Source organism: Paenibacillus sp. UNC499MF (assembly GCF_900107975.1).
Taxonomy (GTDB): domain Bacteria; phylum Bacillota; class Bacilli; order Paenibacillales; family NBRC-103111; genus Paenibacillus_F.
In genome coordinates, this window is record NZ_FNVF01000001.1 from 150,863 (window position 1) to 164,178 (window position 13,316).

13 protein-coding genes are annotated in these 13,316 nt (G+C 51.0%); all 13 read left to right on the forward strand.

The window, feature by feature from the left end; translation table 11 throughout:
- The first annotated feature begins 57 nt into the window (after nt 1–57).
- The 13 genes from C4S74_RS00610 (at nt 58) to C4S74_RS00670 (ending at nt 13,144) form a co-directional block, all read left to right on the forward strand.
- Nucleotides 58–951, forward strand: coding sequence for a carbohydrate ABC transporter permease (locus C4S74_RS00610; RefSeq protein WP_181024278.1), 894 nt, complete (start codon nt 58–60; stop codon nt 949–951).
- A gap of 16 nt (nt 952–967) precedes the next feature.
- Nucleotides 968–1,798 (forward strand): carbohydrate ABC transporter permease, encoded by an 831-nt coding sequence (locus C4S74_RS00615; protein ID WP_103993443.1) that lies wholly within the window; start codon nt 968–970, stop codon nt 1,796–1,798.
- A 104-nt stretch (nt 1,799–1,902) separates the two neighbouring features.
- Nucleotides 1,903–3,234, forward strand: coding sequence for a sugar ABC transporter substrate-binding protein (locus tag C4S74_RS00620; protein WP_181024279.1), 1,332 nt, complete (start codon nt 1,903–1,905; stop codon nt 3,232–3,234).
- Between the two features lie 95 nt (nt 3,235–3,329).
- Nucleotides 3,330–3,815, forward strand: coding sequence for a YhcH/YjgK/YiaL family protein (locus C4S74_RS00625; RefSeq protein WP_181024280.1), 486 nt, complete (start codon nt 3,330–3,332; stop codon nt 3,813–3,815).
- A 171-nt stretch (nt 3,816–3,986) separates the two neighbouring features.
- Nucleotides 3,987–4,718: a metallophosphoesterase gene (locus C4S74_RS00630; protein WP_103993446.1), complete on the forward strand. Its 732-nt coding sequence runs from the start codon at nt 3,987–3,989 to the stop codon at nt 4,716–4,718.
- A 109-nt stretch (nt 4,719–4,827) separates the two neighbouring features.
- Nucleotides 4,828–5,358: an HXXEE domain-containing protein gene (locus C4S74_RS00635; RefSeq protein WP_103993447.1), complete on the forward strand. Its 531-nt coding sequence runs from the start codon at nt 4,828–4,830 to the stop codon at nt 5,356–5,358.
- 131 nt (nt 5,359–5,489) lie between these two features.
- Nucleotides 5,490–6,230: a YdcF family protein gene (locus C4S74_RS00640; protein WP_103993448.1), complete on the forward strand. Its 741-nt coding sequence runs from the start codon at nt 5,490–5,492 to the stop codon at nt 6,228–6,230.
- 93 nt (nt 6,231–6,323) lie between these two features.
- Complete coding sequence (locus C4S74_RS00645; RefSeq protein WP_103993449.1) at nt 6,324–6,680, forward strand: glyoxalase superfamily protein; 357 nt, start codon at nt 6,324–6,326, stop codon at nt 6,678–6,680.
- 107 nt (nt 6,681–6,787) lie between these two features.
- Nucleotides 6,788–7,867, forward strand: coding sequence for a DUF418 domain-containing protein (locus C4S74_RS00650; RefSeq protein WP_103993450.1), 1,080 nt, complete (start codon nt 6,788–6,790; stop codon nt 7,865–7,867).
- A gap of 177 nt (nt 7,868–8,044) precedes the next feature.
- Nucleotides 8,045–8,719, forward strand: a complete 675-nt coding sequence (locus C4S74_RS00655) for a cysteine hydrolase family protein (RefSeq protein ID WP_258042340.1) — start codon at nt 8,045–8,047, stop codon at nt 8,717–8,719.
- A 320-nt stretch (nt 8,720–9,039) separates the two neighbouring features.
- A complete protein-coding gene (locus C4S74_RS00660) occupies nt 9,040–9,621 on the forward strand; it encodes a DJ-1/PfpI family protein (protein WP_103993451.1) in 582 nt (193 codons plus the stop codon).
- Between the two features lie 146 nt (nt 9,622–9,767).
- On the forward strand, nt 9,768–10,487 hold the full coding sequence (locus C4S74_RS00665) for a copper amine oxidase N-terminal domain-containing protein (RefSeq protein WP_258042341.1): 720 nt from the start codon (nt 9,768–9,770) through the stop codon (nt 10,485–10,487).
- A 440-nt stretch (nt 10,488–10,927) separates the two neighbouring features.
- Nucleotides 10,928–13,144 carry an NPCBM/NEW2 domain-containing protein gene (locus C4S74_RS00670; RefSeq protein ID WP_103993453.1) on the forward strand — a complete coding sequence of 739 codons (2,217 nt, stop codon included), beginning with the start codon at nt 10,928–10,930 and terminating at the stop codon, nt 13,142–13,144.
- Nucleotides 13,145–13,316 lie beyond the last annotated feature (172 nt).

The following is a 13,316-nucleotide window of genomic DNA, read 5'->3' on the forward strand; positions in this document are numbered from 1 at the left end:
CCGGACCCTTCTATAATCAAAGATGTAAACGCAATCATGGGGAATGGAGGGGTGGTCTTGGCAGCTAAAACGATTCGCTCGGCCCGCTCGCTGAAGGGCAATTTCTGGGGTCTCTTTTTTATCGCGCCGTACGCGATCTTGTTCGTCTTATTCGAGATTTATCCCATTATAAAAGCGTTCTATCTCAGCTTTTTCGATTACGGGCTCGGCAAGCAGACATGGATCGGCATGGAGAATTACACGAAGCTTTTTACCGACAGCGTGTTTCTGCGCTCGATCGCCAATACGTTCGGCTTCGTCCTCGGCACGGTGCCGCTGACATTTCTGTTCGCTGTATTCGCCGCGGTCACGATTTACGGCAAGCATAAGCATCTGGCTTCTTTTTTCAGGGGCGCGTTTTATTTGCCCGTTATTACGTCGCAGGTCATCCTTTCGCTCATTTGGGCCTGGATTTACAGCCCGGTGAACGGGATTGCCAACTACACGCTGTCGCTGTTCGGCATGCAGCCGGTCATGTGGCTGTCGGACGAGAGGTTCGCGCTTCTCGCGCTCATTTTCGTCGTCGTTACCTTTAACGTCGGGCAGCCGATCATTCTGATCCTGGCCGCGCTGGGGAACATTTCGCCGGACTATTACGAGGCGGCCGATTTGGACGGCGCTTCCTCGTTCCGGAAGTTCTGGCACATCACGATGCCGCTGCTCAAGCCGACCTCGCTGTATATCATCGTCATGTCGACGATCTGGGCGTTCCAGACGTTCGTTGTGGTCCAGATGCTGACGGGCGGCGGTCCGAATTACGCGACGTCGACGATCATGTACCTGCTGTACGACACGGCTTTCGTATACGGGCAGCTGGGACTGGCTTCCGCGATGGGAATCGTCATTACGGCGCTCATCTCGGTCGTGGCTATCGCACAGTTCAAGCTGATGAAGTCCGACGTGGATTTTTAAGAAAGGGAGGACCGTTATGGCAAAATCCGTTTACTGGGCGTACAAGCTCCTATCGAATATCCTGCTTTATGCACTGGCCGCCGTGTTCCTGTTCCCGCTGTACTGGATGGTCACGGGCGCTTTTAAAAACCAGTCGTCTACGGTAAAAATTCCGCCGGACTGGTTCCCGACCTCTCCGACGCTGGTCAATTTCAAAAGCCTGTTCGAAGACGGCTCCGTGTTCTACTGGCTCTCCAACAGCGTGATCATCTCGGTCGTTTCGACCGTCGGCGTCTGCCTGGTCGCTTCGATGGCGGGCTACGCGCTGACCAAGCGCAAATTCAAGGGCGCCGGGATCGTGTTTACCGTCATTCTTATCGCGATGTTCATTCCGCGGCAGATTACGCTCGTTCCGCTCTTTACGATGATGCGCGATCTGGGCCTCGTCAACAACCTGCTCAGCGTTATCCTGCCGGTGCTGACGATCCCGTTCGCCGTCTTCATGATGAAGCAGTTCAGCGATTCCGTTCCGACGGAGCTGCTAGAGGCGGGGCGGATCGACGGCTGCTCGGAGCTCGGCATCTTCTTCCGGCTGTTTCTGCCGATTGTGAAGCCGGCCATCGGGGCCTTGGCGATTTTCGCCTTCACCTACGCCTGGAACGACTATTTGTGGCAGCTCATCATGCTCAGCGACAACACCAAAATGACCATGAACGTCGGCATCGCCACACTCGTTTCGGAATATGTCGCGAACTATGGCATGCAGATGGCGGCCGCCACGATCGGGTTCGTACCGGTGCTCGCGGTGTTCGTCCTCTTCCAAGGCTATTTCGTTAAAGGAATTACGCTGGGCGGGGTGAAAGGCTGACCGCCTTCCTCCGCCTGGCGCAAGGCTTTTAAGCTCCTGCGCGTGACCGTCACGCGGATGAATGAATTCTGCATCAATCATTATGAACATATGGGGGAATAATTTTGAAAAAGTTAGCGCTTACTCTGCTCACGTCCGCGCTTGTCGTCACTGCAGCCGCCGGCTGCGCCAAGTCCGGGGACAGCTCCGGCGCCCAAGGCTCGTCAGGCGGTGGCGCCGGCGGGTCCAAAGAAAAAGTCGAGCTGACCTGGTGGGTGGACACCCGCGGTGACGTGCAGGCCGCCTACGAGGAGATCAAGAAAGGTTTCGAAGAAGCGAACCCGAACGTCAAGATCAATATGGTCCGCACGCCGGACGACAAAATCAACGAACGGATTTCGATTGCGGCCAACACGAACGAAATTCCGGACATCCAGCAGGGCTCCTTTTTCTGGCCGCTCTCCTATGCGAAAAAAGGGCTGCTCGTGCCGCTCGACGATATTATCGACAAGGCGGATTTTGAAGAAAAGACGCTGCAAAGCGTCTCCGTCGACGGAAAAGCGTATATCTATCCGAACAGCACGGTAGCGATCGGGCTCCTGGTGAACAAGGATCTGTTCAAGGAAAAGGGCGCGCTCGACCTGCTGCCGCAAAACATGCAGCCGTGGACGTACGATCAGTTTATGAAAGCGGCCAAAGCGGTGACCGACCCCGCCAAGCAGGTATACGGCTACGGCCTTTATGCCGGGGATACGGGCGGAGACCAGGGCAACCATTCCTTCCTGTGGGGATTCGGCGCGAAATCGTGGAACGAAGACAACAGCAAGGCGGTTCTCAACTCGCCGGAGGGCGCCAAAGGCGTCGAATTCATGACGAAGATGATCGACGAAGGCGTTGTGCCTCCCGGAGCGGCCGGCCTCAAGGCAAGCACCGAATTCAGCGATATGTTCGTTCAGGGCAAGCTCGGCATGATGTTCGGCAACATCGGCAATCTGCCCGTGCTGAATAAAGCGTTTACCGAAGGCAACGCCAAGAAGTTCGAGGTCGATCTCGTGCCTTATCCGTCTCTCGACGGCCAAAGCTCCAACACCGTTCTGTTCGGGTATGGAACCTGGGCATGGAACACGAAGAACGAAACGAAGATGAAGTGGGCGAAAGAATTCGTCAAGTATATGAACACGCCGGAGAATATGGCCAAGATGGCCAAGGCGGAGTCGGTCATCGGCGCCCGCAAATCCATGGCTTCGAACTATGCCGAAGGCACGCTGCAGAACAAAACCATCAGCCTGTTCAAATACGCAGGCAACATCGGGCTGTCCGTGCCGGGCTACCCGGAAACCCGGAGCGCTTTCTATCCGGAGCTGCAGGCGGCTTTTACGAAGAAGAAAACAGCGCAGCAGGCGCTGGACGATTGGGCCCGCAAAGCGAACGAAATTATCGCCCACACGTCCAAGTAAACCGGACCGCGGTCGGCGGTGTACCCGCCATGCGGAGCCAGACTGTGCGCGGGGAGCCGTGCACGGAATTTGATAAGCGAAGGTGCGAGAACAAAATGATACTGGGAAGCCTCAACAACTGGAAGCAGGACCGCAAGTTTGCGCATCCCGCGCTGGCGGATGTCCTGGACCGCCTGGAAAAAATTCCGTTCCGTGAACTGGAGAACGGCAAGCATCCGGTCAGGGGAGAGGATATTTTCTTTACGATTATGGAGCTGGAAGCCAAAGATCCCGCGGAAGCAAAAGCGGAGAAGCACGAACGCTATATCGACGTTCATTTCCTTCTGGAAGGGGCGGAGACTGTCGGATGGTCGGTGGATAACGGAAAGAGCGCCGTAACGGAGCACAGTCCGGAGGGGGATTACACCTTGTTCGAGCCCGCCGCGGAAGAAGAACGTCTCCGGCTGACTCCCGGGATGTATGCGGTTTTCTTCCCGGAGGATATCCACCGGCCCGGCTTAAGAAGCGAAGGCGGGGAAGCCGCTTCCCCGATTCGCAAAGCGGTGTTCAAAATCAGTACGGCCTTGTTTGAAAAAGCTTAAAGGAAGAGACTGCGATGAGCGATCATTGCAGTCTTTTTTTCGTATAGTTCGTCTAAGGAGTGGAAGATTGTTTGGGAGGGAAAAGAAGGAAGCCGCCTCGGGCGGATCGAAAGTAGATACAACCCAATACAGAGAGCAGGTTAACCTGCCGGACTTACGGAGGACAAACGTGTGGACAAAATAGCGATCCTGTCAGACATTCATGGAAATATACCGGCTCTGGAAGCCGTGCTGGAGGACATCCGGCGCAAAGACGTCACGAGAATTTTTTGCCTGGGCGATCTCATAGGCAAAGGACCGGATTCCGACCGGGCGGTCGATCTGATCCGCGAGCATTGCGAGGAGGTCGTCAGCGGCAACTGGGACGATTTCATCTCCCGGGAAACGGAGATCGAGGACCTGAAGTGGCATCAGAACGTGCTCGGGAGAGAACGGCTGGAGTATTTGGCGGGGCTGCCTTTTTCGCTCGAATTTTATATGAGCGGCAAATACGTCCGGCTGTTCCATGCTTCGCCCCGCAGCCTGTACGAACGCGTGCAGCCGTGGGACGAACTGGAGAAGCGGCTTTCCCTTTTCGAATCCTCCGATAAATGCCGGGAGCCGATTCCGGCCGATATCGCCGGCTACGGCGATATTCACAACGCGTACCTTCAGCATTTGTACGGCAAAGTGCTGTTCAATGCCGGAAGCGTAGGAAATCCGCTCGATCTGACCCAGGCTTCTTATGTCATTCTGGAGGGAAGCTTCGGGTCCCGGACGCCTGCCCCGCTCGAAATCCGGTTCGTCCGGGTTCCTTACGACATCGAACGCTCCGTCAGTCTGGCCGTGAAGTCAGGGATGCCTGCGCTGGAAGCTTATATCAAGGAACTTCGTACCGCGAAATACCGGGGCATCAAAGATTAGGGCGCACAGACTCGAACGGAAACCGCAGCCTCCATATGGAGCCGGAAAAAGGTGACTGCACTTCCGGCTGACGCGGGGACCGGTTTAAAAATTAGGGAGACGGCATTATATGCTCATCGACGATTATGTATCGCTTAACGCGGTCGTCTGGCTGTTCCTGGCGGCGTTTATGATTCACGATTTCGAAGAAATCATTTTTGTGGAGTCGTGGATGAAGAGGAACTATGCGAGACTGCGGCGGAAAGTTCCGGAACCGGGACAAAAATTGTTCCGAGACATGTCCAACGTGAAATCTTCGCAGTTTGCCGTGGCCGTGTTTGTTGAATTTATCCTTTTTATCCCCGTTACGTATTTGGCTGCCGAGAGGGGAATCTGGGCCTTGTTTATCGGGTTCAATGCGCTTCTGTTCGTGCACGTGTTTACCCATCTGGGACAGACGGTTCTGCTGCGATCCTACACACCCGGCGTAGTCACCGCTGTTGCGGTCACCCTGCCTTATTCGGTTTATTTGTTTTACAGGCTGCTTCGGGACGGAGTCGCAACCTGGCATGATTTGCTGACCTGCGCCCCGCTGGGGCTGCTTTTGCTGCCTGTCGTGCTGGCCGGGCATAAGCTCGGAAAAAAGGCAATGCCCGATTAAAAGTGCGTCTGCGGCTGCAAGCTGCCATCACAGCCAGGGCCATTTTTACCTGCTTATCGTATTCAGAAGAATGAAGATGACCAGTCCCATTCCGTTTTTTATCGGCGGGGAAGATTGAGGAGAATCGAGACATGAAAAGGTGGTCTGGAATCAGAAAAGCGAAAGCCGCGGACGTGCTGCTGGTGCTCACATTGTTGAGCTCTCCTTTTTTGTTTAGAGGACGGTTCGGGATGCTGCTTTTTTGCGCCGCAGTCGTCCTTCTCCTGATCGTCAGGAGAATTGATTTTAAAAAGCATGTCAGGCTCCGGAAAACGCTGTGGGCGGGTTCGCTGCTGATCGGCCTTTCTTTCGTCGCCGTGGAATCGTTCGTGCTCTCGCAAATGGGCGCCGACGAAGCCGAATCATCGGGAGTGGACACCGTCGTTATTTTGGGGTCGGGGCTGAAAGGATACGAGCTGTCGCTCACGCTTCAGCAGAGGCTGGATGCGGCGCTTCCTTACGTCTCCGGGAAGAAGGACGTCAGCGTGGTCGTATCGGGCGGTCAAGGCCCGGGCGAGAATGTGCCGGAAGCGGTGGCTATGAGGGACTACCTCGTGAAGAAAGGGATTGCGGAGAACCGGATTTTTCTCGAAAGCAGATCGACAAGCACCAGCGAGAATTTGCGGTTTACCAAAGCCGTTTTGAAAGAAAAAGGCGTCACGGACCGGAAAATCCTCATTGTCACAAGCGACTATCACATGTACCGGGCCAAGCTGCTGGCGAAACGGGAAGGCTACGAAGCGTACGGACTTTCGAGCCCGTCACCGGCGCATCTCAAACCGGTCAATATGATCCGGGAGTACTTCGCCATGATCAAGACATGGGTAAGCTGATCCGGGGGAAGAAGGGGAAGAAACCGTTGTTTGAAATTAGAAAGAAGAAGCTCCATTAGCAAACCCTGATTAACATCTCCGGAGGTGCCGAAAGTGACTTTAACGGGTATCACCCCTATTTTGCGCATATTCGATGAACACAAGGCCAAACAATTTTATGTGGAGTTTTTGGAGTTCACGCTGGATTGGGAGCATCGTTTCGAGCCCGGCATGCCCTTGTACATGCAGATTTCCCGGGATGAAATCGTTCTTCATCTCAGTGAGCATCACGGGGATTGCAGTCCCGGAGCGGCGCTGCGCATCGGAGTTTCCGGCGTCGAAGACTTGCAGAGGACGCTGGCCGGCAAAAATTATCCCTACGCCAGGCCGGGGATTGAACGAACGCCTTGGGAAACAGCAGAATGCACGGTGACCGACCCGTTCGGGAACAGACTGATTTTTTTCGAGTAAGAAAAGGGCCGCCGTGCCCCCAAAAAAACGTCCGGTTGCAGACCGGTCTTTTTTTGGATATTATTTTACTTACCGGTAGGTAAAATAAAATTGCGGGAGGATTTTTTATGACGGTCGTTAAAAAAGAGGCGCGAGTTGCCGGACTGGATTTAGCCCGGGCTTTATCCATCTTCGGAATGATCGTGGTGAACTACAAGATCGCTATGATGGCGGACGGAAGCGGACCCTCGTGGCTGGCCGCATTTGCGGGCTTGTTCGAAGGAAGAGCCTCCGCAGTTTTTGTCGTGCTGGCGGGGATCGGCATTTCCCTTATGACCCGCAAAGCCCGGCGAGGTGATGAGTCCGAGCTGGCGAAGCAAAAGCTCGTCATCCGCAAAAGGTCGGTTTATTTGCTTGCACTCGGCCTGTTTCTGCTTGCAGCGGGATGGACGGCGGATATTTTGCACTACTATGCCTTGTTTTTGTTTGCGGCATCGTTCTTAATCCGTTCATCCGGCCGTTTTCTTGCGGGCACGGCCGCTGCCGCCGTATTGGCGGGGCAATGCGCGCAGCTCTTGTTTGATTACGGAGCGGGATGGGACGCCTCTTTTCATGCTTACACGGATTTTTGGAGTGCCGGCGGTTTTTTCCGGAATCTGTTCTTTAACGGGTTCCACCCCGCGCTTCCCTGGTTTGCTTTTTTTGTGACGGGCATGCTGATCGGACGCCTGGATCTTACCGATTCGTCTAAGCGTTTCAAGCGGATGACCGCCTCCCTGATCCTTTTAGCCGGAAGCGAACTGATCTCGGGACTCGCGATGAAGCTGAGCGCTGCTTCCATCGGGGACGAGGGGGCACGCTATCTTTTTGAGACGAAGCCGATGCCGCCCAATCTGCTGTATATGGTTTCCGCAGCCAGTTCGGCCATGCTGGTTATTCTTTTTTGTAACTGTGTGATGGAGAAGATGCCAGGGCAGCGGACGCTGACGGCGCTTGTCCATACCGGACAAATGGCGCTGAGCCACTATGTGCTGCACGTCATTGCGGGCCTGGGTCTTCTGGAGGCGCTGGGGGTGCTGGAGAACGGCTCCCTGCCGTTTTCGGTCGCGTATTCTGTCGGCTATTTTGCCGCTGCGGTCGGGATGAGTCTTCTGTGGAAACGAAAATTTTCGAGAGGGCCGCTGGAAGCCTTGATGCGAAAGCTGTAAGCGAAGGGAGCTTTTATTAGACGAAGGGTGGAAGCGGATGTATAATTGTGGAAAATGAGGGCGGATGGAGCAGTTCCGGCGTATTTATACAGAAGAGCGCTCAAGACCTTGAAAGGGCTGCCGTCCTTTCCGGCAAGCTGCCAAACATTACAGAGGAAATTAGGGAGATGAGCAGGAATGAGCAGGTATGTCCAGCCGAATTTAGCGGCATGTGCGTTATTGACGATCGACACGCAGAACGATTTCAGCCTGCCCGGGGCTCCGGCCGAGATTCCAGGTACGAATGAGGTGCTGCCCGTGATGAGCCGGATCCTCGAGCAGTGCCGGACCAGCGGCATTCCGGTTATTCACGTAATCCGGATTTACGAACGCGACGGCTCGAATGCGGATCTGTGCCGCAAAGAAATGATCGAAGCCGGAGCGGCTGTCGCTGCGCCGGGGTCAAGGGGCGCGGATCTCGCGGATGCGATAAAACCGGCCCAGGCAGAGGAACTGCGGTTCGAGGCGCTGCTCGGCGGAGAGATCCAGGCGATCGGTGAGCGGGAGTGGGTTCTATACAAGCCGCGCTGGGGAGCTTTTTACAACACAAAATTGGAAGACTTTCTGAAAGAGCGGGGCATCGATACTCTTATTTTTACGGGCTGCAATTTCCCGAACTGTCCCAGGACGAGCATGTACGAGGCGAGCGAGCGTGATTTCAAGGCGATCATGGTGGAGGACGCCATTTCGGGCGTGTACGAGAAGGGGAAGGAAGAAATCCGGCATATCGGAATTTCGATCTACGATTCGGCTTCCTTAATCCGGGACCTCGGCCAAGCTTTGGCGCAAAAATGCGGACCGTCCGGCATCTGATCCGACACGTTCTTCCTCATCCTGAAACGGCACAGCTTTCGATGAGACGGGCGTTCTTCCGTGCCCGGCAGGCCAATTTCCTTACCTGCGTAACGCTAAAAGATGGCGGGATTTATAGCCATCCGCACAATTTTTTGGAAGAAATAATTCTGCCTATAATAAATGGATTCGGATTTCTTTCGTACTAAATCGGCATCACGTGAGTACATGGATTGTATCTGCTAACGACGCTGCGCTTCTGTATATCAAGGATAAATAATAAATACGGCGAGTCAGTTGACTGTTCTCATACAGCTTTCAAGCCGCAAGGAGGTAAAGGGATGAAAATCGCTTTTATCGTGTTTGACGGGATCACCTTTCTGGATTTTATCGGCTTCTACGATGTCGTCAACCGGCTCCACTTGTTTGACAAGACGAAAGGAGCGACATGGGATATTTGCGCGCTTGCGCCGGAGGTAAAAGATGAGCAGGGCTTGACGATCCGTGCCGGCAAAATAAAACCGGACCTGTCGCAATATGATCTGCTGTTTGTTCCGGGCGGTCTCGGGACGAGAAAGCTGAGGTTCCGGAACGAATTCGTGGACTGGCTTAGGCAGGCGATTGAAGTCGAACATGTGATTTCGGTGTGCACGGGTTCGCTTTTGCTCGGGGCGGCGGGTTTTCTGGAGAACAGGAAAGCAACCACGCATCCGAAAGCTTATGAGCTGCTGGAACCGTACTGCAAGGAAGTGGTCCGGGCCAGAATCGTCAAGGACGGACATATCGTCACGGGCGGAGGGGTATCGGCATCCATCGATCTGGGGCTCTATGTGGTCGAAATGCTCGCCGGTCGGGAAGCTTCGGACCAAGTGAAGGAACAGATCGATTATCCGTATGAGCCAAGCGGGATGGTAGAGGCTTAAGCAGCGCTGTTTAAGGACTGATTTTGGACAGTTAAATTAACAAATTTGTTAAAAATAAACATCTCTAATGTGCTACACTTATTTCCGTACTGTTCCTGAGGAAGTGGTTATTCATTTCAGAAAACCAAGGAGAAGGAGAGAAGATGATGAAAAAGAAGTACATGACCCTATTGGGTGCATGCGGTTTAGCCGCAGTCTTGGGGGCGACGAGTTACGCCGCCGGCGGAGTGGAGAAAATCGAAGCTTATCTCAACCACGATATCAAAATCACACTCGACAATAAAGCCTGGACCGCGAAAAACGGGGAAGGAAAAACGCTGGCCCCGGTCATTATCGACGGGACTTCCTATGTTCCGGCCAAAGCGGTCGTGGAAGCGATGGGTGGACAAGTCCAATGGAATAATGATACGAAAACGATCGCCATCACATCCGTTCCCGGAAAAGACGCGCCTGTTTCTCCTCCGCAATCCGGCGAGACAGACAGAGACAAGCAGATCGCGCAAAAAATTGCCGAGATCAAAGAGAAATTGAAGCGGGGTCTGACCCGGGAAGAAGTGGCCGAGCGGCTCCAAGTCAAACTTGAAGATGCCGATGACTACGGCGACAGTGAAAACGGCAGCGATTCTTTCTCCAAAGTGTATTATTTCAAAGAGGCCGGATACGAGCGTCCGGAAGGGACTCCGGACCACGTAATCGATTACGAAGGCTTGAACAACAAAAAAATCGGAGCGAGTTTATTTATCGGCTGGAAAAACGATAAACTGCACTTTTACTCCATCTCCTACGTGAACCCGGCAGACAAGAAGGTACATTTGTTTGTAGTGGGTCTCAATGGGACATCGGATGACAGTCCTGCGACCGACTGAAAGAGTCCGGCAGGCTGCGTAGGCTGTAGAGGACTACCGTTATGCGTAATTACATCCCGCACTTGAAGGCGCAGTCGTTATAAATAGATAAAAAGGAAGTTTTTACTCTGTAACATGTAGACGCTATAAGAAAGGATGAGTCATGTACAAGGGATCTCCCCTTATGCGTGGTGCTCATCCTCTTTTGTTTTATAATGATTCCAACAGTTGTATCTCTGAAAGAAGCCCACAGCTTATGCTGTGAGGTTTTTTATTTTTGAAAGAAGAATAAAGATGGTATTGAAAAAATAGAGATAAATGGTGTTATTTTACAAATGGTAAAAAGTGGAATGGAGTGGTGTCATAATTAGTCTGAAATTTTTTTAATACATATCAAGATGGATATGCCGGCATTTAAATGCTGGCTATGCATAAATCTAATTTATTTTGGGAGGGATTTGATGAGAAAACTTAAGAAGTCGCTTCAGGTTTTATCTTTAATGGCGGTAACAGCAGTTGCAGTAGCTGTCTCGCCATCTTGGGCACTGGCCCAAACTTCGGAGGCAGCCATTACACAGCAAAGTAATCTTGTTGTTCAGCGAAATTTTGAAGTAAAAGCTCTTGGAGATATATGGGCGGAAGGCGAGCGAGAGCGTAGAGCGAAGGGGTATGCGGATGCTCGAAAAATATTTCAGCCAACAGGTTTATATGCAAAAGCCAATGAACAAATTGAGATTGAAGTCTCAGGTGACAAACCAATTACAGCGATTATTGGGACACATCGTCATGATAAAGAGTGGGCGATCAGCTATCCGTTAAAAGCAGGTAAAAACACAATTTCCTCACCAAACGGCGGTTTGTTGTCTTTTGATAACAGCAACAATGAAGGCAGTATTAATGTAAAAGTAGTCAGTGGGGGGAGTCCTGTTCCATTCTTTGTATTAGGCAAGCATACAAAAGCGGATTGGCAAGAAATGATGGGGGCTTATCCTAATGCACCTTCTGTTGTTCTTCAATCGGAAAAAGCTCTCTTAGTCTTCACATATGCTTCTGCTAAAGACCATATCTTGAATCAAGATCCAGTTCCTGTTTTACAGACTTATGATAAGTTTATTGCAGCGCAGGATAAAATCTCTGGATTATCGAATTCTGATTCTGATCCTAGACATCATTTAGATAAACATTTGATTGGCTTTATTGAATCACCAACAGACACAGGATCGTATTATGCGATAGCAACTTGGGATGGGGCAATTATGCCTACAAGGAATGGAGCAAATGCGGATGCTTTAAACCTTACAAGAATGGGATGGGGGCAGTATCATGAGGCGGGTCATTTGAGACAACAAGGACCTTGGACTTGGGATGAGTTGTCTGAGGTGACAGTAAATCTATATTCTCTAGCTGCTAAGAAGGTTCTTAAGCCTAATGAGCCTGCAAGGTCACAAGGCGAGTACTTAGCCGCATTCTCATTTGTAGATCGGCCAACCAAGAATTTTAAAGATTCAGACTCAAAACTAGAAATGTTATGGCAGCTTAATCTTGCTTTTGGTGATAACTTTTATCCTAATTTACATCGTTTGTACCGTGAGACGCCAAAGGCTGATCTTCCAACTACAGATGATCAGAAAAAACAGGCATTTATTCTAAACACTTCAAAAATAGCTAACTACGACTTAACCCCTTTCTTTGATAAATGGGGATTGTCTGCCACAAATGAAACACGAAACAAGATTAATTCATTGAATTTACCTCTTCTAACAGCACCGATTTGGTTCGGGTCAGAGTACAACATCATTAAACCGACTGATGGAATGGATAAGGTAAAAGGCATTGGGGGTATCATTGCGGCAACAACAAATAGCCAAGAGACTTCAAGTAGCAGTAACGCCGCAGCATATGCATTTGACGGAAATACAAATAGTATCTGGCACAGTGAATGGAATAAACCCAATCAGTTTCCTTACCATATTACAGCAAAGTATATAAATTCACTAACTTTCAACAAGTTGACTTATTTACCACGGCAAAGCGAAGAAAATGGTATTATTACAAAATATAAAATTCTCACAAGTCTTGATGGGGTATCCTTCACTGAGGTTGCAGCAGGCACTTGGGCAAAGGACAAAACAGAAAAGACAGTAACTTTCACACCTACGCTTGCTAAATATGTTCGACTTGAAGTACCTCAAGGCGGCGGAACAAACGGTTTCGCATCTGCAAGTGAGATTAAAATCTTTGAAACCGATCCAATACCACCTGTTACAACGTATCTCAGCGATATTAATTGGTTGTCAGCCACAACAGGCTGGGGAACAATTCACAAAGATCGTAGTGTAGAAGGAAATACACTTAAGTTAAATGACAAGACCTATACAAAAGGCTTAGGCACACATGCTAACAGTGAAATTGTCTACAAACTGGATGGGAAGTACACATCCTTTGCCGCGCTAGTCGGGGTAGATAGTGAGGTAGGTTCTGTAGGTACGGTGGAGTTCCAAGTTGTTGTAGACAATCAAGTTGTATTCTCTAGTGGGGTAATGAATAGGGATATAGCGGCAAAAGAGGTAAACATAAATCTTTCCGGCAAGAATGAGCTAAAACTTAAAGTAACCGATGGTGGAGATGGTATAAATAGTGACCATGCCGATTGGGTAAATGCTCGTCTTATTAAATAGTCTTGGAAAGTTAAAGCACGTCAAAAAGAGAGGGACATTCCCTCTCTTTAGTTTTAGGGTTGATTGAAAATTTGACCGCTGGGACAGTAAAATTTCTAAAGAATTGATAAATTGTAGGGTCAAATCGTATCCCGATTTTTGAAACTGGTTTAGAATGGGATAGAATTCCATT